This window comes from Allokutzneria oryzae (genome assembly GCF_042429765.1).
Taxonomy (GTDB): Bacteria; Actinomycetota; Actinomycetes; order Mycobacteriales; family Pseudonocardiaceae; genus Allokutzneria; species Allokutzneria oryzae.
In genome coordinates this window covers 92,423-113,823 of record NZ_JBHLZU010000006.1, presented here as the reverse complement: position 1 = coordinate 113,823, position 21,401 = coordinate 92,423, and the positions used below count along the sequence as shown (strand labels likewise).

The following is a 21,401-nucleotide window of genomic DNA, read 5'->3' as shown; positions in this document are numbered from 1 at the left end:
CACCCCGGTGACACCGCGTGGGTGGTTGCTCTCAGTCCTCCGGCAGCTCCACCGGCGCGATCCGGTCGAAGACGTCGCCGGGGCCGGGGTTGCCGGGGTGCGTGCTGCCCCCGAGATGGGTGACCACGCCCCAGACCGCGTTCAGCGCCGTGCCCACCGCGCCCTCGGCGAAGCCCGCCGTCCAGGAGATGTCGTCGCCCGCGAGGAAGAACCCGTGGTGCCGCGGCTCCATGTCCCGCTGCATGAAGTGGGTGAACAGCCGCCGCTGGTAGCGGTAGTGGCCGGGCAGGTTCGACTTGAAGGCGCCCATGAAGTGCGGTTCGGTCTCCCAGGTGATGGTGACCGGTGGCGCGATGATGTGCGATCGGATGTCCACGTCGGGGTAGATCTGCTTGAGAGAAGCCAGGATCACGTCAAGCCGCTCGTCGAGCGAGAGCGCCGCGAGCTTCAGCGAGTCGTCGTTCCAGGTGTAGGACAGGCACATCACGCCGGGTTTGTCGGGGCCGTCGTCGAAGAGGTAGACGCCGCGGGGCAGCCGGTCGGTGAGGGTCATGCTCATGACGTCGCGGCCGGTGGTGGGGTCGGTGTCGCGCCAGAAGGGGCGGTCGGTGAGCACGAAGAGCTTGGAGGAGCCCATGTAGTGCGTCCGCTCCACCGCGGTCCAGACCGGTCCGGGCAGCAGCGACTCCGCGCACCGGATCTTGGAGAGCAGGATCCAGTTCTGCGCGGCGAAGACGACGGCGGGGTACTCCCGGACCTCGCCGCTGGAGTCGCGCACCCGGTAGTCGCGCCCGACCCGGTCCAGGTCGGTGACGGCGGGCCGTGTCCGTCCATTGTGGAGGGACGAGAGCGATGTGCCGTCCGGCCAGTGCGCGACGCGGTCGGGCCGGTGCTCCCACAGGCCGAGCGGGACCTGCTGGCAGCCGCCGACGACGCGCCGGTGGTCCTCGTCGGCGCCGGTGTAGACCACGCGCAGGATCTCCAGCATGGAGTTGGGGTAGTCGGTGTCCCAGCCCCCGGTGCCGAAGCCGACCTGGCCGAAGATCTCCCGGTGCCGGAAGGAGGCGAAGGACGGCGCCGAGGACAGGAAGCCGTAGAAGGACACGTCGTCCAGCTTCGGGACCAGGCGGTTCCAGATCGCCTTGATGGTGGGCACGTCCCGCCTGCGGATCGCCGCGTCCATCACGGACAGCTCGGCGTGCTCGTGCAGCGCCTTGGCCCAGGCGTCGGCGACCTCCCGGTAGGACTCGGGCAGCTCGGCGGAGGTGCGGGCCCAGTGGCTGACCCCGTTGAGGTCCACCACGGTGCCGGGGGTGTGCGGCCCGAGCGGGTTCGGGAAGGCAACGGTGCGCAGCCCCAAGGTGTTGACGTAGTGGAACAGTCCCGTGGCCGACGGCGGGAAGCGCATCGCGCCCATCTCCGCCTTGGACTCGGGGTGTCCCTCGAAGCTCACCGAGCGCATCCGCCCGCCCAGCTGGTCGGCCTCGTAGACCACCGGGCGCAGGCCGAGCTTCATCAGCTCGTAGGCGGTCACCAGGCCGGAGAGCCCGCCGCCGATCACCGCGACCTCGCAGCCGTGGGCGGACTCGGGGACCCGGCCGAGCCCGCCGGGATGGGCCAGCCAGTCGTCGTAGGCGAACGGGAAGTCCGGGCCGAACATCGTGAGCGGGCCGGAGAGCTCCGACAGCGCTCGTGGGTCGGACAGCAACGCGGTCATCGGTGGGTCCCCCAGAACTGTGACGGCCGCGAGCGGCCGGACGGTGTGCGCGAGCGGCGCCTCTCGGGGCCGTGGCCCCCGCGAGGGGACCGGCCACTTTCCACCAGGGGTTCCGCGGAATCGCGTAGTCCCCCGTGACAGTATTTTTGGATACCGCACACGTGGCTTCCTGAGCTATATTGCCGAGTTTGGCATCGAAAAGTCGGACAAACGTCGCTTTGACGTTCCTTCTCGTTCGCCGCAGGTGGCCGGTGCGCCCCGAGGTGGTGTCACGCTAAGCCGTCCCGGTGTGCTCATCAACCCCTATGCCCCCACATATTCGCAGATCAGGGCGTTATGGTACGCCGCCATCATGATCGTTTGTGGGTTTTCGGGCTTCGCCCCGCCGGGTCCTGAGGAGATTTTTATCGGGAAGTCCGAGTGGTCGACAAAAGGCCAGGTTAAGGCTTTCGTTATCGTTCCGTGTCCTTCTTTTTAGGGGGGTTAAGGGGCTCCTAAGGGTGTCATCCTCACTCGATCGGTCGTAGCTTCGTGGCGTTCGACTTATATGTGCATGCACGCTGGGGATTCACTGGGGACCGCCGTGCTGCCCTTCGCTGCCGCCGTACTCGCCCTCGCCTCCCGACGATCGCACCGCGCTGCCCTCGGCGCGGTCGTGACCCGGTCGAGACAAGCGGGCGCGCCGGCACCGAGGGGCGCTCGGCAGCCCGCGGGGCGCAGGGCGGCTCGCGGGGACAATGCAGTAAGGAGTTCGATCCGATGACGGCAAAGTTCTTCGCCACGGACTCGGTGCAGACCTTCCCGGAGTTCGAGCGGAACACCCTGCGAGTGGTGGAAGTGTTGCGCCGCAAGGGGATGCGTCCAGGAGACCGAGTGCTGCTGAAGGCGGGCAACTCGCTGGCCTACGTCGGCGCGCTGTTCGCGCTGATGCACCTCGGCGCCTCGATCGTCCTGGTGGACCCCCAGGAGCGCGCCGAGGAGACCCGCTTCCTCGCCAGGCAGGCGGGGGCGGCCTGGTGCCTGGTGGACGACGACGCCCCGCTGCCCGACGACGAGGACCGCGTCTACCTCTACGAGCTCTTCGTCGCCGCGCTCGGGGAGGACACGCCGGAACCGGCCGAGGGCGCGCGGCTGGACTTCACCGCGTGGGGGGAGCGCCGGGACGGGCTCATCATGTACTCCTCCGGGTCCACCGGCACGCCCAAGGGCATCGTCAAGTCCGGCGGGAAGTTCCTGCGCAACCTGGTCCGCAACGCCGAGCACATGGGGCACCGCGGCGGTGACGTGCTGCTGCCGCTGCTGCCCTTCTCCCACCAGTACGGCCTGTCCATGGTGCTGATCGCCTGGCTGGCCGACTGCTCGCTGGTCATCGCGCCGTACAAGCGGATCGACCGCGCGCTGCGGCTGGCCGGGCAGGCCGGGGTGACCGTCGTGGACGCCACGCCCGCGACCTACCGCAGCATCCTGAACATGGTGGGCCGCAGGCCGGCGCTGCGGGAGGACCTGCGCTCGGCGCGGATGCTCTGCGCGGGCGCGGCCCCGCTGGACCCGACGCTGGTCGAGCGCTCCGTCGCCACCTTCGGCCTGCCGCTGCTGGACAGCTACGGCAGCACCGAGATGGGCAACGTCGCCTTCGCCACCACCGACAACGCGGTCGGCACCGGGCAGCCGATGGACGGCATCGAGGTCCGGGTGATCAACGACGACGGCGCCGAGGTGGTGCCGGGCGAGGTCGGCGAGCTGATCGTGCGCACCCCGGACCTGATGGAGGGCTACCTCGGCCTGGACGGCGGCCTGGTGCCGATCGCCCCGGAGGGCGGCTGGTTCCGCACCAACGACCTCGGTTTCCTCGACGACGACGGCAACGTCTTCGTCATCGGCCGCAAGTTCGCGGTGCAGCGCATGGGCTACGTCCTCTACCCGGAGATCATCGAGCACAAGCTCGCCGCGGCGGGCTGCTCGGTGAAGATCATCGCGACACCGGACGAGCGCAGGGGAGCGCAGCTGGTGTTCTTCGTCGAGGACGAGCAGGAGCGGGACGCGCGCCACTGGCGCGGGGTGCTCTCCGCCGTGCTGCCGCCCTTCGAGCACCCCAACCAGGTGCGGGTGCTTGACCGGTTCCCGCTCAACCGCAACGGAAAGCCCGACCGCAAGGAGCTGGAGCGGATGGCGCTTGCCGCCGAGCCCGTCGGAGCCCCGGCATGAGCACCGCGATGGTCTTCCCCGGGATGGGGCCAGCGACCTTCGCCGAGGTCGGCAAGTTCATGGTGGTCAACCCGTTCGCCCAAGCCCGGCTCGCCGAGGCGCGCGAGGTGCTCGGCTACGACGTGCTGGCGGCGTTCAGCCGGTCCGAGGACGCCTACACCGAGGCAGCGCAGGTCGCCTTCGTGGTCAACTCCGTCGCGCTCGCCGACTGGGCGCGGCAGACCCTGGACGTGGCCCCGGTGCTGTGCGCGGGCCCCAGCAACGGGCTGCGGGCCGCGACCGCGTTCTCCGGAGCGCTCTCCTTCGCCGACACGGTGCGGCTGACCGCCGACCTGGCGCGGTGGGAGGCGGAGTACTTCGCCCAGGCGGACAACGCCGACCTCGTCACGCACTCCTTCGTCCGCACGCCGCAGGAGCAGCTCGCCGAGATGCTCGATGAGCTCGGCGAGCGCGGCGAGTGGGCGGAGGTCTCCTCCTACCTCGACCCCGGCTTCTTCATGGTGTCGCTGCGGGAGCGCAACCTCGACTGGTTCAAGCAGCGCATCCGGGACGTCGGCGGCTACTCGATGTACACCATGCGCCCCGCCGTGCACTCCGCGCTGCTGGAGCCGCAGCGCGAGCACGCGGCGCGGGAGATCTACCCGAAGTACTCCTTCGCCGATCCCGTCCTGCCCGTGGTCGCCGACCACGACGGGACGCTCGTGACCACCGCGGCGGGGATGTACGAGCTGCACATGGCGACCTTCGTCCGCGCGGTCCGTTGGGAGGCGGTCGTGCGGACGCTGCGGGAGCAGGGGGTGACCGACGTGTGCGTCTCCGGTTCGGACAACCTGTTCCGCCGCTTGAAGTCCACGAAGACCTTCGAGGTGCTCGCGGTCGATCCGGACCGCGCGCTGCGGCACCGCAGAACGCTCGTCCGGCGCTGATCCGCGCCACATCGATCGACGCATTCGCCCGGAGCGCGTCCGCGCCCCGGCGCTCGTCCTGGGGAGGATCGTTGTTCTCACACCGTCTCGCGGAGTTGTCCGAAGCCGAGCGTGACCGGGTGTTGCTGGAGCTGGTGCGGGCGGAGGCGGCCGCGGCGCTGGAGTTGCCTGGCCCGGAGGGCCTCGCGCCCGACCGGCCGCTGCGGGAGCTGGGACTGCACTCGCTGGCCGCCGTCGAGCTGCACCGCAGGCTGACCGAGGCCACCGGGCTGGACCTGCCGGTGACGCTGGCCTTCGACTACCCCACGCCGCTCGCGCTCGCCCAGCACCTGCTCGCCGAGTCGCTGGGGCTGGGCACGGCGGTCATCGCGCCGTCGGCGTCGGCGGGCTCGGACGAGCCGATCGCGATCGTGGGCATGGGCTGCCGCTTCCCCGGAGGGCTGGACAGTCCGCAGCGGCTGTGGGAGTTCCTGCTCGCGGGCGGGGACGCGATCTCGGAGTTCCCCACCGACCGGGGCTGGGACCTGGACGCACTCTACGACCCCGACCCGGAGCGGGTGGGCACCAGCTACACCCGCTCCGGCGGCTTCCTGCACGATGCGGCCGAGTTCGACCCGGTGTTCTTCGGCATCAACCCTCGCGAGGCCAGCGCGATGGAGCCGCAGCAGCGGCTGGTGCTGGAGACCTCCTGGGAGGCGCTGGAGCGGGCCGGTATCCGGCCGAAGTCGTTGCGCGGCAGCCAGACCGGCGTGTTCGTCGGCGCGGAGCCGCAGGAGTACGGCCCCCGGCTGCACGAGGCGCCCGAGGGCACCGAGGGGTACCTGGTCACCGGCGTGACCACGAGCGTGGCCTCCGGCCGGATCGCCTACACGCTGGGGCTGGAGGGCCCGACCGTCAGCGTCGACACCGCCTGCTCCTCCTCGCTGGTCGCGGTGCACCTCGCCGCGCAGGCGCTGCGCGCCGGTGAGTGCTCGCTCGCGCTCGCCGGTGGTGTCTCGGTGATGTCCAACCCCGGTTCCTTCGTGGCGTTCAGCCGTCAGCGCGCGCTGTCGGTCGACGGCCGCTGCAAGCCCTTCGCCGCCGCGGCCGACGGCACCGGCTGGGGCGAGGGCGCCGGCATGATCGTGCTGGAGCGGCTCTCCGACGCGCGCCGCAACGGCCGCGAGGTGCTCGCGGTCCTGCGCGGCTCCGCGATCAACCAGGACGGCGCCTCCAACGGCCTGACCGCGCCGAACGGTCCGTCGCAGCAGCGGCTCATCCTCCAGACGCTGGCCAACTGCGGCCTCAAGCCGGACGAGGTCGACGCGGTCGAGGCGCACGGCACCGGAACGACGCTCGGCGATCCGATCGAGGCGCAGGCGCTGCTGGCCACCTACGGCAGGGAGCGCGCGCCGGAGCGGCCGCTGCTGCTGGGCTCCGTGAAGTCCAACATCGGCCACACCCAGGCCGCCGCCGGTGTCGCCGGTGTGATCAAGATGGTGCTGGCCCTGCGCAACGGCGTGCTGCCGAGGACGATCAACATCGACGCGCCCAGCCCGCACATCGACTGGTCCTCCGGCGCGGTCTCGCTGCTGACCGAGAACGTGGACTGGACGCCCAACGGGCACCCGCGCCGCGCCGGTGTCTCCTCGTTCGGCATGAGCGGCACCAACGCGCACGTCATCATCGAGGAGGCCGAGCCCTCCGAACCCGTTGAGCCGCAGGGTGTTGCGGTCGACGAGCCCGCGTGGATGCTGCCGTTCGTCCTTTCCGGACGGTCGAGGGAAGCCCTTCGGGCGCAGGCGGTGCGGCTGCGTGAGCACCTCGACGGCGAAGAGGACGCGGCGCTCGCCGACCTCTCGTACTCCCTGACCGGTACCCGTGAGCTCTTCGAGCACCGGGGTGTCGTGGTCGCAGGCACCCGTGACGCGCTGGTGTCGGGGCTGGACGCGCTCGCCGAGGACCGCGCCGAGCCGGGTGTGGTCACCGGTGTCGCCGAGGGTGCTCCCCGGGTGGTCTTCGTCTTCCCCGGCCAGGGGTCGCAGTGGACCGGGATGGCGGTGGAGCTGCTGGAGACCGCGCCCGCCTTCCGCGCCGAGATCGAGGCGTGCGCGCTGGCCCTTGAGCCCTTCGTGGACTGGGACCTGCTCGACGTCCTGCGCGGTGTGGACGGCGCCGCGTCGCTGGAGCGCGTGGACGTCGTTCAGCCCGTGTTGTTCGCGGTCATGGTCTCCCTCGCCGCGCTGTGGCGTTCCCACGGCGTGCACCCCTCCGCTGTCGTCGGTCACTCGCAGGGCGAGATCGCCGCGGCCTACGTCGCGGGGGCACTGTCCCTTGAGGACGCCGCGTGGGTGGTTGCCTTGCGCAGCCAGGCCATCGCGCGGGAGCTGGCGGGCAAGGGCGGCATGACCTCCGTCGCGCTACCGGTGGACCAGGTCACCGAGCGGCTCGCGCGGTGGGACGGCCGGATCTCGGTCGCCGCCGTCAACGGCCCGGACTCCGTCGTGGTCTCCGGCGACCCGCAGGCACTCGACGAGCTCTTCGAAGCCTTTGACAGCGAGGGGATCCGGGTCCGTCGCATCCCCGTGGACTACGCGTCGCACTCCGCGCACGTGGAGTCCATCCGCGAGCAGCTGTTGACCGTGCTCGCGCCGATCACGCCGCGCGCGTCGAAGGTTCCGTTCCACTCCAGCGTCACCGGTGAGCTGCTGGACACCACCGGGCTGGACGCCGAGTACTGGTACCGCAACCTGCGGCAGACCGTCCACTTCGACCAGACGGTGCGCGGTCTCGCCGAGCAGGGGCACGGGATCTTCGTCGAGTCGAGCGCGCACCCGGTGCTCACCGCGGGCATCCAGGGCGCCGTCGAGGCCAGCGGGCGGGACGCGGTCGCCGTGGGCTCGCTGCGCCGGGACGAGGGCGGTCTCGACCGGTTCCTCGGCTCGGTCGCCGAGGTCTTCGTGCGTGGCGCCGACGTGTCGTGGGGCCCGGCCGCCGGGCGCGTCGTGGACCTGCCGACCTACGCCTTCCAGCGCGAGCGGTTCTGGATGGAGACGCCGAGCGGTGTCGGTGACGTCGCCGCCGCCGGTCTGCGCGGCACGGAGCACCCCCTGCTGGGCGCGGAGGTCTCCGTCGCCGTGGACGGTGGGCTGCTGCTGACGGGCAGGGTCTCGCTGCGCACGCACCCGTGGCTGGCCGATCACGCCGTGATGGGCACGGTCCTGTTGCCAGGAACGGCTTTCGTCGAGCTGGCGGTCAAGGCGGGCGACCAGGTCGGCTGCGACCTGCTCGACGAGCTGACGCTGGAGGCGCCGCTGCCGCTGCCCGAGCGCGACGGTGTCGTTCTCCAGGTGTGGGTCGGCGCGGCCGAGGAGTCCGGCAGGCGTCCGCTGCGGATCCACTCGCGTCCCGAGGACGCGCCCGCCGACCGCCCGTGGACCCGGCACGCCAGCGGGGCGCTCGCCGTCGCGGGCACGGTGGAGGGCTTCGCCGAGCAGGTGTGGCCGCCCGCCGGAGTCGAGCCGGTGGATCTCGACGGTTTCTACGACCGGCTGGCCGCGACCGGCTACGGCTACGGCCCGCTGTTCCAGGGACTGCGCGCCGCGTGGACCAGGGACTCGGAGGTCTTCGCCGAGGTCGAGCTGGCCGAGCCCGCCGAGGCGGGCAAGTTCGGGCTTCACCCGGCGCTGCTGGACGCGGCGCTGCACGCCAGCGACCTCGCCGGTCCCGCTGACGACGCGGTTCGGCTGCCGTTCGCGTGGAACGGGGTTTCCCTGCACGCCAACGGTGCCACCGCGCTGCGGGTGCGGATCGCGCCTGCGGGCAAGGACGCCGTGTCGGTGCGGGTCGCTGACCCCACCGGTGCCCCCGTCGCCACGGTGGAGGCGTTGGTCTCGCGCCCGGTGTCGGCCGCCCAGCTGACCGCGTCGCCCGCGCACAACGACTCACTGCTCCGTCTGGAGTGGACGGACGTCGCGGCGACGCCGTCGCAGCCCACCGCCACCGCGGTGGTCGGACCGCGCATGCCAGGGCTCGCCGAGGCGTTCACCGCCAAGCAGGTCCCAGATCTGGCTTCACTGAGCCAAGTTCCGCCGATCGTCATCACCCCGTTCGTCCTCGCCGAGCACGCCGAGGACATCGCGGGTGCCGCGCACACCGCAGCGCACCGCGCGCTCGCGCTGGTCCAGGAGTGGCTCTCCGACGAGCGGTTCGCCTCGGCCAAGCTCGTCGTGCTGACAGTGGGCGCCGTGGCCACGCGGTCCGGCGAGGACGTCTCCGACCTGGTGCACGCGCCCCTGTGGGGGCTGCTGCGCTCGGCGATCTCGGAGAACCCCGGCCGGTTCGCGCTGCTGGACGTCTCCGGCGACGCGGACGTGCTGCCGGTGGAGGCTCTGCTGGCCGCGCTGGGCGCGGAGTCCCAGCTCGCCGTTCGCGACGGCGTGGTCCGCGCGCCCCGGCTGGCGCGCGCCGCGACCAGTGCCGCGCTGGTGCCGCCCGCGCGGGGCGCGTGGCGGCTGGACGCCGAGCGCAGGGGCACGCTTGACAGCCTGGCGCCGGTGCCCGTCGCCGAGGCCCCGCTCGCTGCGGGTGAGGTCCGGGTCGCGGTGCGCGCGACCGGCCTCAACTTTCGCGACGTGCTGATCGCGCTCGGCATGTACCCCGACGCGGACGCGCTGCTGGGCAGCGAGGCCGCCGGGGTGGTGACCGAGGTCGGCGCGGAGGTCACCGACCTTGCGCCGGGTGACGCGGTGATGGGTGTCTTCGAGGGTGCGTTCGGCCCGTTCGCGGTGACAGACCGTCGGATGCTCGCACGCGTGCCGCAGGGCTGGTCCTTCGCCCAGGCCGCGTCGGTGCCGCTGGTCTTCACCACCGCCTACTACGGCTTGGTGGACCTGGCCGGCCTGCGCTCCGGGGAGTCCGTGCTCGTGCACGCTGCGGCCGGAGGCGTTGGCATGGCAGCGGTTCAGCTGGCCAGGCATCTCGGCGCCGAGGTCTACGGCACGGCCAGCCCCGGGAAGTGGGACGCGTTGCGCGGGCTGGGTCTCGCCGATGACCACATCGCCTCCTCGCGCACGTTGGAGTTCGCCGACGCGTTCCTGGCCACCAGTGGCGGCAACGGTGTCGATGTCGTGCTGAACTCCCTCGCCGGGGAGTTCACCGACGCGTCGCTGGGACTGCTGCCGCGCGGCGGGCGTTTCGTGGAGATGGGCAAGACCGACCTCCGTGATCCCGACGAGGTCGCACAACGGCACTCCGGGGTGAGCTACCGCGCCTTCGACCTGATCGAGGCCGGGCCGCAGCGGATCGGCGCGCTGCTTGCCGAGGTCCTCGCGCTGTTCGACAGCGGCGCGCTGGTGCCGCTGCCGGTGCGGACCTGGGACCTGCGCCGCGCTCCGGAGGCGTTCCGCTTCCTCAGCACGGCGAGCCAGATCGGCAAGGTCGTGCTCACCCAATCGTCCACTATGGACAGTGAGGGCACGGTGCTGGTCACCGGTGCGACGGGCACGCTGGGCGCGCTCGTCGCCCGGCACCTGGTCACCGAGCGCGGCGCGCGGCACCTGGTGCTGACGAGCCGCCGTGGACTCGACGCCCCCGGTGCCGACGTCCTCAAGGCCGAGCTGGAGGATCTCGGCGCCACCGTGACCGTGGCGGCGTGTGACGCGGCCGACCGGACGGCGCTGGCCGCCACTCTCGCGCTGATCCCCGCCGAGCACCCGCTGACCGCGGTGGTGCACGCCGCCGGTGTCCTCGACGACGCCACGTTGTCGTCGCTGACCCCGGAGCGCTTGGACGCCGTGCTGCGGCCCAAGCTCGACGCCGCGTGGAACCTGCACGAGCTGACCAAGGACCTCGACCTCGCCGAGTTCGTGCTGTTCTCCTCGGCGTCGGGCGTCCTCGGTGACGCCGGGCAGGGCAACTACGCCGCTGCCAACGCCTTCTTGGACGCGCTCGCCGCGCACCGCAGGGCACGCGGCCTCGCTGCGGTCTCGCTGGCGTGGGGGTTCTGGGACCAGCGCAGCGGGATGACCGGCCACCTCACCGACGCCGACGTGGCCAGGATGGCGCGTGCGGGCATGCTCGGGCTGTCCTCCGAGCAGGGGCTGGAGCTGCTGGACGCCGCGCGTCTGGTGGACGAGGCCGTGCTGGTCCCGATGCGGGTGGACACCACCGCGCTGGCGGCCGTCCCTGACCCGCACCCGATGCTGCGCGGCATGGTCCGCGCCACGCGCCGGAGCGCGCAGGCCGCGACCACCGGAGGGGCCTCGCTCGCCGACCGGCTCGCCAGGCTGCCCGTCGCCGAGCGGGACCGGGCGGTCGTCGAGCTGGTTCGCACGCAGGCCGCCGCCGTTCTCGGCTTCTCCGGTGCCGAAGCCGTTGGCGCGCAACGAACCTTCCGGGAGCTCGGCATCGACTCGCTGACCGCGGTCGAGCTGCGCAACCGGCTCGGTGCCGCCGTGGACGCGCGGCTGCCCGCGACCCTGGTCTTCGACTACCCGACGCCGACCGCGCTGGCCGAGTACCTGCTCGCCGACGTGCTGCGGATCGCGGGCGGCGCGGTCGCGGAGACCACGGCGGGCCCGGTGGCCGCCGACGAGCCCATCGCGATCGTCGGCATGGGCTGCCGCTTCCCCGGCGAGGTCCGCTCGCCGGAGGACCTGTGGCGGCTGCTGGTCGCCGAGGGCGACGCGGTCTCGGCGTTCCCGGCCGACCGCGGCTGGGACATCGAGGGCCTCTACCACCCGGACCCGGCCACCCCGGGCCGCACCTACACCCGCGAGGGCGGGTTCCTGCACGACGCGGGCGAGTTCGACCCCGCGTTCTTCGGGATCTCCCCGCGCGAGGCGCTGGCGATGGACCCGCAGCAGCGGTTGCTGCTGGAGACCTCGTGGGAGGCGCTGGAGCACGCGGGGATCGACCCGACGTCGTTGAAGGGCACCGCGACCGGAGTCTTCACCGGCCTGACCTACCAGGACTACGGGGTCGGCCTGCGGCAGACGCCGGACGGCGTCGAGGGCTACCTCGCCACCGGCAACACCGCCAGCGTCGCCTCCGGGCGGGTGGCCTACACCCTGGGTCTGGAGGGGCCCGCGATCACCATCGACACGGCGTGCTCGTCGTCGTTGGTGGCGCTGCACCTCGCGGTCCAGTCGCTGCGCAACGGGGAGTGCTCGATGGCGCTCGCCGGTGGTGTCACGGTCATGACCAACCCGGACATGTTCCTGGAGTTCAGCCGCCAGCGCGGTCTCGCGCGGGACGGGCGCTGCAAGGCGTTCTCCTCTTCCGCGGACGGGTTCGGCATGTCCGAGGGTGTCGGCGTGCTCCTGGTGGAGCGGCTTTCCGACGCGCGCCGCAACGGTCACCCGGTGCTCGCGGTGGTCCGTGGTTCTGCCACCAACCAGGACGGCGCGTCGAACGGCCTGACCGCGCCGAACGGACCGTCGCAGCAACGCGTCATCCGCCGCGCGGTGGCCGACGCCGGCCTCGGTCTGTCCGATGTGGACGTTGTCGAGGCGCACGGAACGGGCACCTCGCTCGGCGACCCGATCGAGGCGCAGGCGCTGCTGGCCACCTACGGCCAGCACCGCGACCGTCCACTGTGGCTGGGCTCGGTGAAGTCGAACATCGGCCACACGCAGGCCGCCGCCGGTGTCGCCGGTGTGATCAAGATGGTCATGGCGATGCGGCACGCGATGATGCCGAGGACGCTGCACATCGAGCAGCCGTCGCAGCACATCGACTGGTCGGCGGGCGCCGTCGCGCTGCTCACCGAGAAGCAGGACTGGCCCGCTGGCGAGCGCCCGCGTCGCGCGGCCGTGTCCTCCTTCGGCATCAGCGGAACCAACGCGCACGTCATCCTCGAAGAAGCCGACGTCGAAGCAGCGCCCGTCGTGACCCGGCCGCAGCGCGAACACGGCATCCCGTGGGTGCTTTCGGCGCGAACCGAGGAGGCGTTGCGGAGCCAGGCGCGGCGGCTGGGCGAGCACGTCGCCGGGCTGGACCCGGTGGATGTCGGCCACTCCCTGGTCACCGGGCGGGCCGCCATGCAGCACCGCGCCGTGGTCTTCGGCACCGAGGACCTCAACGCCCTCGCCGAGGGCCTGCCAGCGCCCGGCCTGGTGACCGGCGTCGCGCACAGCGACGGGCGGGCGGTCTTCGTCTTCCCCGGCCAGGGTTCCCAGTGGGCGGGCATGGCCGTGGAGCTGCTCGACACCTCGCCGGTCTTCCGGGACCGCATGCACGAGTGCGCAACGGCGTTGTCGTCCTATGTGGACTGGTCGCTGCTGGACGTGCTGCGCGGTAACGAGGACGCTCCGGGCTACGACCGGGTCGATGTGGTGCAGCCCGCGTTGTGGGCGGTGATGGTGTCGCTGGCCGAGCTGTGGCGGTCCTTCGGGGTCGAGCCGTCGGCGGTGGTGGGCCACTCGCAGGGCGAGATCGCTGCCGCTGCGGTCGCGGGCGCGTTGTCCTTGCAGGACGCGGCGAAGGTCGTCGCCCTGCGCAGCCAGGCCATCGCCCGGCGGCTCGCCGGGAAGGGCGGCATGATGTCCGTCGCCCTGCCGGTCGAACGCGTCGAGGAGAGGCTGCGGGACTGGCAGGGACAGGTCTCCGTCGCCGCGGTGAACGGCCCGGCCTCGGTGGTCGTCTCCGGTTCGCCGGAGGGACTGGACGAGCTATTCGCCCAGTGGGAGGCCGAGGAGGTCCGGGTCCGCCGCATCCCGGTGGACTACGCATCGCACTCCGCCCAGGTGGAGACGATCCGCGAGGAGCTGCTGGAGATCCTCTCCGGCATCCGGCCCCGTCCGGCGACGACTCCCTTCTACTCCACCGTGACCGGTGAGCTGCTGGACACCGCCGAGCTGGACGCCGAGTACTGGTACCGGAACCTGCGGCAGACCGTCCACTTCGATCAGACGGTCCGTGGCCTGCTCGCCTCGGAGCACGGTGTCTTCGTCGAGACCAGCGCGCACCCGGTGTTGACCGTGGGCATCCAGGCCAGTGCCGAGGACACCGGTGCGGTCGCCTTCGCCGTCGGCTCGCTGCGCCGGGACGAGGGCGGGCTCGACCGCTTCCTGCTCTCCCTCGCTGAGGCGTACGCGCACGGCGCGACGGTCGAGTGGTCGTCGCTGTTCGAGGGCGCGGTCCGGGTCGAGCTGCCGACGTACCCCTTCCAGCACCAGCGTTTTTGGCTTACCGCGGGCGCGGCGACCGGCGACGTCGGCTCGGTGGGCCTCGGCGCGACCGAGCACCCGCTGCTGGGTGCGGCCGTTGAGCTCGCCGACTCCGGCGAGGTCGTGCTGACCGGCCGGATCGGCCTGGACACCCACCCGTGGCTGGCCGACCACGCCGCCGCCGGCACGATCCTGTTGCCGGGCACCGGGTTCGTGGAGCTGGCCATCCGCGCAGGCGACCAGCTCGGCTGCGGTCGGCTGGACGAGCTGACCCTGGAGGCGCCGCTGGCGCTGCCCGAGCGCGGCGGGGTCCGGCTCCAGGTCCTGGTCCAGGCGGCGGACTCCGGCGGCCACCGCCAGGTGGTCATCCACTCGCGCGGGGAGGACGCCGACGTGCCGTGGACCCGGCACGCCACCGGCTGGGTGAGCCCGGCGGAGCCCGGTGACGCCGCCGACCTGACCGCATGGCCGCCCACCCAGGCCCAGCCGCTGTCCCTGGACGGCGTCTACGAGCGGCTCGCGGAGCAGGGCTACGGCTACGGTCCGGTCTTCCGAGGGCTGCGCGCGGCGTGGCGTCGGGGCGGCGAGATCTTCACCGAGGTCGAGCTGCCGGAGGGCGTGGAGACCGGGGGCTTCGGGATCCACCCCGCACTGCTCGACGCCGCACTCCAAGGCACGATGCTCGGCTCCTTCGACGACGACGCCGGGGGGATCCGGCTGCCGTTCGCGTGGACCGGGGTGTCGCTGCACGCCACCGGAGCCACCGTGCTGCGCGTCCGGCTGTCCCCGGCGGGCACCGGGGCGGTCGCGATCGACGTCGCCGACCAGAACGGCGCTCCTGTGGCGACCGTGCAGTCGCTGGTGTCGCGTCCGGTCTCCGCCGGGCAGCTGAGCGCGGCAGGGCACCACGACGCCCTGTTCCACCTGGACTGGGTGTCCACGGTTGCCGCAGAGCCCACGGCCAGCTGGGCGGTCCTCGGTGACGGGGAGTTCGCTTCTGGGCAGCGCTACGCCGACTTCGCCGCGCTGGGTGCCGCCGAGGTCCCGGACATCGTGTTCCTGCCTTTGTCCGACGCGCCGACGCCGGACGTCCCCGGATCGGCGCGGGCCGCGGCGCACGGTGCGCTCAACCTCGTCCAGTCCTGGTTGGCCGACGAGCGGTTCGAGGCGGCACGTCTGGTGCTCGTCACCACGAAGGCCGTCGGCGCGGACGTGACCGACCTAGTGCACGCTCCGGTGTGGGGTCTGCTGCGCTCGGCCTGCTCGGAGCACCCGGACCGGTTCGCCTTGGTGGACACCGACGGCGACCTTACGGAGCCGGTGGTCCGCTCGGTGCTCGCCGCGCTGGAGGCGGGGGAGCCGCAGCTGCGGGTGCGCGGCGGCGAGGTGTTCGCCGGTCGCGTCGCGCGGGTCGCCGCCGCACGTCAGTCCACTGTGGACGAAGCAGTGGCGAGCGGCACGGTGCTGGTCACCGGCGCCACCGGAACGCTCGGCGGGCTGGTCGCCAAGCACCTGGTCACCGCGCACGGTGTGCGGCATCTGCTGCTCACCAGCCGTCGTGGTCCTGCGGCGCCCGGCGCGGAGGAGCTCCGTGCGGAACTGGCGGAGCTGGGCGCCGAGGTCACCATCGCGGCCTGCGACGCGGCGGACCGCGAGGCACTGCGGTCGTTGCTGGCCGGGCACACCCTGTCCGGCGTCGTGCACACGGCTGGCGTTCTCGACGACGCCGTGGTCACGTCGCTGACGCCGGAACGCCTGGACGCGGTGCTGCGGCCGAAGGTCGACGCCGCGTGGAACCTGCACGAGCTGACCAGCGGCATGGACCTGTCGTTGTTCGTGCTGTTCTCCTCCGCCGCCGCCGTTCTCGGCGACGCGGGACAGGGCAACTACGCCGCTGCCAACGCCTTCCTGGACGCGCTCGCCCAGCACCGCAGGGCCAACGGGCTTGCGGCCAGCTCCCTCGCGTGGGGGTTCTGGGAGCAGCGCAGCGGGATGACCGGGCACCTCTCCGACGCCGACGTGGCACGGATGGCGCGTTCCGGCATGATCTCGATGTCCACGGCGGAGGGGCTGGCGCTGTTCGACTCCGCGCCGGGGCTCGACCTCGCGGCCGTCGCGCCGATGCGCCTGGACACCGCGGCGTTGCGCGCCAACGCAGACACGCTTCCCGTGGTGCTGCGCGGTCTGGTCCGCGGACCGGCTCGCAGGACTGTGGACGCCACCGCGCCCGCCGGGGGATCGGCGCTGCGGCAGCAGCTCTCCCGGCTGGAGGAGGCCGAGCAGACGAGCGTGGTCGTGGACCTGGTCCGTGCGCAGGCCGCGGCCGTCCTCGGCCACGACGGTGCCGGGTCGGTGGACGCGGGCCGGGCGTTCAAGGAGGTCGGCTTCGACTCGCTGACCGCGGTGGAGCTGCGCAACCGGCTCAACGCGGCGACGGGGCTGCGGCTGCCCGCGACGCTGGTCTTCGACTACCCGACGCCCGCGGTGCTCGCCGAGCACATCCGCGCCGAGGTCCTCGGCCGGGCCGCTGTGGTCCCGCCCAAGGCAGTGGTGGCCGCGCCCGTCGGCGACGACCCGATCGTCATCGTCGGCATGAGCTGCCGCTACCCCGGCGGTGTGCGCAGCCCGGAGCAGCTGTGGCAGCTGTTGCGCGACGGGGTGGACGCGGTCTCGGAGTTCCCGGCCAACCGTGGTTGGGACCTGGCCGGTCTCTACGACCCGGACCCCGACCGGCACGGCAAGAGCTACGTCCGCGAGGGTGGTTTCGTCCACGACGTCGACCAGTTCGACCCGGGCTTCTTCGGGATCTCCCCGCGCGAGGCGCTGGCGATGGACCCGCAGCAGCGGTTGCTGCTGGAGACCTCGTGGGAGGTGTTCGAGCGCGCCGGGATCGACCCGCTTTCCTTGCGCGGCAGCAAGACCGGCGTGTTCGCGGGCATGCTCGGAACGGACTACGCCACCCGGCTGCCCTCGGTTCCCGAAGGCGTGGACGGCTACATCGGCACCGGCAACTACACCAGCGTCGCCTCCGGCCGGGTGGCCTACACCCTGGGGCTGGAGGGGCCCGCGATCACCATCGACACGGCGTGCTCGTCGTCGCTGGTGGCGCTGCACTGGGCGGCGCAGTCGCTGCGCAACGGCGAGTGCGACCTCGCGCTGGCCGGTGGTGTCACGGTGATGTCCACTCCGGACGCGTTCGTGGAGTTCAGCCGTCAGCGCGGGTTGGCGCAGGACGGCCGGTGCAAGCCGTTCGCGTCGGCCGCCGACGGAACCGGTTGGTCCGAGGGCGCGGGAATGCTGTTGGTGGAGCGGCTTTCCGACGCGCGCCGCAACGGTCACCCGGTGCTCGCGGTGGTCCGTGGTTCTGCCACCAACCAGGACGGTGCGTCGAACGGCCTGACCGCGCCGAACGGTCCCTCGCAGCAACGGGTGATCATGCAGGCGCTCGCCAACGCCGGACTGTCCACACAGGACGTCGATGTCGTCGAGGGCCACGGGACCGGGACGACGCTCGGCGACCCGATCGAGGCGCAGGCGCTGCTGGCCACCTACGGCCAGGACCGCGAGCGCCCGCTGTGGCTGGGCTCGGTGAAGTCCAACCTGGGCCACACGCAGGCCGCCGCGGGTGTCGCCGGTGTGATCAAGATGGTCATGGCGATGCGGCACGCGACGATGCCGAGGACCCTGCACGTTGACGAGCCGACCCCGCACGTGGACTGGTCGGCCGGGTCGGTCGCGCTGCTGACCGAGGAGACGGACTGGCCGGAGCAGGCCGGTCCGCGCCGTGCGGCCGTCTCGTCCTTCGGCATCAGCGGCACCAACGCCCACGTGATCATCGAGCAGCCGGAGGACGTCCCCGCCGACCGGCCCGCGCTGGGCGAGCGGCCGGCGCTGCCCTGGCGGCTCTCCGGCGGCTCCGAGGCCGCGCTGCGGGCGCAGGCTCAGCGGCTGGCCGAGCACCTGTCGGCCAACCCCGGCCTGGACCCCGTGGACGTCGGCTTCTCGCTGGCCGCGACGCGCTCCGAGCTGGAGTACCGAGCGGTCGTGGTCGGCGCGGACACCGAGGCGCTGACCGCCGGGTTGCGCGCGCTGGCCGCCGACCTGCCGGCCCCTGGGCTCGTGCGGGGCGTCGCGAGCGGTCTCGGCAAGGTCGTGTTCGTCTTTCCCGGCCAGGGCTCGCAGTGGCTGGGCATGGCGGTGGAGCTGATGGACGCCTCGCCGGTCTTCCGCGCGGAGATCGAGGCGTGCTCGGCGGCACTGGAGTCCTATGTGGACTGGTCGCTGCTCGACGTGCTGCGCGGCGCCGAGGGCGCTCCTGGCTACGACCGGGTCGACGTGGTCCAGCCCGCGCTGTTCTCGGTGCTGGTCTCGCTAGCGGCGCTGTGGCGCTCCTTCGGGGTCGAGCCCGCTGCCGTGGTCGGCCACTCCCAGGGCGAGATCGCCGCGGCGTACGTGGCCGGGGCGCTGTCGCTGGACGACGCCGCCTGCGTGGTCGCGTTGCGCAGCCAGGCCATCGCGCAGGACCTCTCCGGCAGGGGCGGCATGACCTCCGTCGCGCTGCCGGTGGAGCAGGTCCGGGAGCGGCTGCGGCGGTTCGAGGGCGCGGTGTCGGTGGCCGCGGTGAACGGACCGGCCTCGGTGGTCGTCTCCGGTGACCCGGAGGGGCTGGACGAGCTGTTCGCCGAGTGCGAGGCCGACGGCGTCCGGGTGCGCAGGATCGCGGTGGACTACGCGTCGCACTCCGCCCAGGTGGAGATCATCCACGAGCGGCTGATGACGGTGCTCGCGCCGATCACGCCGCGCGCGTCGAAGGTCCCGTTCCACTCCACGGTGACCGGCGGGCTGCTGGACACCACGGAGATGGACGCGGGCTACTGGTACCGCAACCTGCGGCAGCCGGTGCACTTCGCCGAGACCGTCCGCACGCTGATCGACTCCGGCCACGGCGTCTTCGTCGAGACCAGCCCACACCCGGTGATGGCGGTGGGCATCGAGGAGACCGTCGCCGATGCCGGGGCGAACGCGGTGGTCGTCGGCTCGCTGCGCCGCGACGACGGCGGCATCGACCGCTTCCTGACCTCGCTGGCCGAGGCCCAGGTGCGCGGGGTCGCGGTGGACCTCACCCCGGCGCTGGACGGCGGGCGGTTCACCGAGCTGCCCACCTACGCCTTCCAGCGGCAGCGCTACTGGCTCGACGCCGAGGAGCCCGAGCCGGGCGAGGCCGGGGCGGCGGAGGCGGAGTTCTGGGCCGCCGTCGAGCGCGAGGACCTCGACACCCTCGCGGGCACCCTCGACCTGCCGGAGACCGAGGCGCTCGGCTCGGTGCTGCCCGCGCTGTCCTCGTGGCGGCGGCAGCGGCACGAGCTGTCCATTGTGGACAGCTGGCGCTACGGCATCGGCTGGCGCCCGGTCGCCGACGCCGCGGCTCCCGCGCTGAGCGGGACCTGGCTGCTGGTGGTCCCCGAGGACGGGGTCGCCGGTGACTGGGCCTCCGCGGCCGGATCGGCCCTGGGCGCACGGGGCGCGCAGGTCCGGACGCTGCCGGTCGCGGCGGCCGAGGGGCGGCGCGCGGAGCTGGCCGAGCGGCTGGCCGAGTCGGAGGCGGTCTCGGGTGTGGTGTCGCTGCTCGGTCTCGACGAGCGGCCGGACCCGGAGCACCCCGCGATGTCCACCGGTCTGGCCGCGACCGTCTCGCTGCTGCAGGCCCTCGGTGACGCCGGGATCGACGCGCCGCTGTGGTGCGCGACCTCCGGCGGGGTGTCCGTTGGCGGCTCCGACGAGCCGGTGCGCCCGGAGCAGGCGGCGATCTGGGGAGCCGGACGCGTCGCCGCGCTGGAGTTCCCGCAGCGCTGGGGCGGCCTCGTCGACCTGCCCGGTACTCCGGACGACCAGGCGCTCGCCCGGTTCGTCTCGGTCGTCGCGGGCACCTCGGGCGAGGACCAGCTCGCCGTGCGCGGCCAGGCGGTCCTGGCCAGGCGGATGGTGCGCGCGCCACTGGCCGTGCGCACGCCGCGGCGCGAGTGGACTCCCCGTGGCACGGTGCTGATCACCGGCGGAACCGGTGCGCTGGCCGCGAGGCTCGCCCGCTGGCTCGTCCGCGAGGGTGCCGAGCACGTGGTGCTCACCAGCCGTCGCGGCGCACAGGCCCCGGGAGCGCGGGAGCTCGGCGCCGAGCTCACCGCGCTGGGGGCCACGGTGACCGTCGCCGCGTGCGATGTGACCGATCGTGAGTCCCTGTCCACGCTCGTGCAGCGGATGCGGGACGAGGGCACCCCAGTCACGGCGGTCATGCACGCGGCGGCGGTCATCCAGCTCGGCCACCTCGGCGAGACGGACCTGGAGTCCTTCGCCGAGGTGCTCGACGCGAAGGTCACCGGCGCCAAGCTGCTCGACGAGCTCTTCGCCGAGGAGGACCTCGACGCGTTCGTGCTGTTCTCCTCGATCTCCAGCGTCTGGGGCAGCGGGGACCACGGCGCGTACGCCGCGGGCAACGCCTACCTCGACGCGCTCGCCGAGCAGCGGCGCGCTCGCGGCCTGCGGGCCACCTCGGTGGCGTGGGGCATCTGGAACGCGCTCAACGACTGGGACGCGGGCGACACCGCCGACCGGGAGGTCGTGCTGCGGGAACGGCCGCTGCGCCAGGGGCTGCCGCTGCTGGACCCGGACCTCGCGCTGACCGCGCTGCGCCAGGTGCTCGACCACGACGAGACCTTCGTCGCGGTCGCCGACATCGACTGGGAGCGCTTCGTCCCGGTGTTCACCTCGGCGCGGCCGAGCACGCTGCTCGACGAGATCCGCGATGCCGCCCGCCTGCTGTCCCCGGCGTCCACAGTGGACGAACCGGCCGCCGGGGGCACCGGGCTGGCCCAGCGGCTGGCGACGGCCTCCGGGGTGGAGCGCACCCGCGTCCTGCTGGACCTGGTGCGCGGCACCGCCGCCGCCGTGCTCGGGCACACCGGATCGGAGGCGGTCGAGCCGGCCAAGGCGTTCCGGGAGCACGGGTTCGACTCGCTGGCCGCGGTGGAGCTGCGCAACAAGCTCACGGCGGCGACCGGGCTGACCCTGCCCGCGACCGTGGTCTTCGACTTCCCGACCCCGCTGGCGCTGGTGGAGCACCTGCGGGCGGAGATGTTCGGCGACGACACGGTCACGGTGGGCTCGGTGCACACCGAGCTGGACCGGCTGGAGGCCGCGCTCGCGGACCTGGCGGCCGACGACGGCGAGCGCGCCGGGATCACCACCCACCTGGAGGCCTTGCTGGCCAAGTGGACCGGTCGCACGGTCGCGCTCGGCGCGAGCGCCGCGGCCGAGGCCGCCGAGGACCGGGCGCTGCGCAGCGCCACCGCCGACGACATCTTCGACCTGCTCGACAAGGAACTGGGTGCGTCATGACCCGACCCGACA

General features: G+C 72.8%; 4 protein-coding genes and 1 pseudogene. 4 read left to right on the top strand and 1 reads right to left on the bottom strand.

From position 1 onward, the window contains the following. Window positions 1-31: 31 nt before the first annotated feature. Window positions 32-1,717: a flavin monoamine oxidase family protein gene (locus ACFFQA_RS07250; RefSeq protein ID WP_377850885.1), complete on the bottom strand. Its 1,686-nt coding sequence runs from the start codon at window positions 1,715-1,717 to the stop codon at window positions 32-34. Window positions 1,718-2,476: 759 nt separating this feature from the next. Between ACFFQA_RS07250 and ACFFQA_RS07245 the strand changes: the two genes are divergently transcribed. The 4 genes and pseudogenes from ACFFQA_RS07245 to ACFFQA_RS38075 all read left to right on the top strand — a co-directional run bounded on the left by ACFFQA_RS07245 (window position 2,477) and on the right by ACFFQA_RS38075 (window position 21,389). Further along, window positions 2,477-3,922, top strand: coding sequence for a class I adenylate-forming enzyme family protein (locus ACFFQA_RS07245; RefSeq protein WP_377850884.1), 1,446 nt, complete (start codon window positions 2,477-2,479; stop codon window positions 3,920-3,922). Next, window positions 3,919-4,848, top strand: a complete 930-nt coding sequence (locus ACFFQA_RS07240) for an ACP S-malonyltransferase (protein WP_377850883.1) — start codon at window positions 3,919-3,921, stop codon at window positions 4,846-4,848. Before ACFFQA_RS07245 ends, ACFFQA_RS07240 begins: the two co-directional genes overlap by 4 nt. Beyond that, window positions 4,731-9,275: pseudogene (locus ACFFQA_RS38080) on the top strand (type I polyketide synthase); the annotation flags it as partial. The gene ACFFQA_RS07240 and the pseudogene ACFFQA_RS38080, both read left to right, overlap by 118 nt. Then, window positions 9,267-21,389, top strand: a complete 12,123-nt coding sequence (locus ACFFQA_RS38075) for a type I polyketide synthase (RefSeq protein ID WP_512699652.1) — start codon at window positions 9,267-9,269, stop codon at window positions 21,387-21,389. The pseudogene ACFFQA_RS38080 and the gene ACFFQA_RS38075, both read left to right, overlap by 9 nt. The last annotated feature ends 12 nt before the right edge of the window (window positions 21,390-21,401 follow it).

Excerpts from the sequence above, each read along its gene's own strand:
- ACFFQA_RS07250 (WP_377850885.1), bottom strand. The coding sequence starts at position 1,717 with ATGACCGCGTTGCTGTCCGACCCACGAGCGCTGTCGGAGCTCTCCGGC.
- ACFFQA_RS07245 (WP_377850884.1), top strand. The coding sequence starts at position 2,477 with ATGACGGCAAAGTTCTTCGCCACGGACTCGGTGCAGACCTTCCCGGAG.
- ACFFQA_RS07240 (WP_377850883.1), top strand. The coding sequence starts at position 3,919 with ATGAGCACCGCGATGGTCTTCCCCGGGATGGGGCCAGCGACCTTCGCC.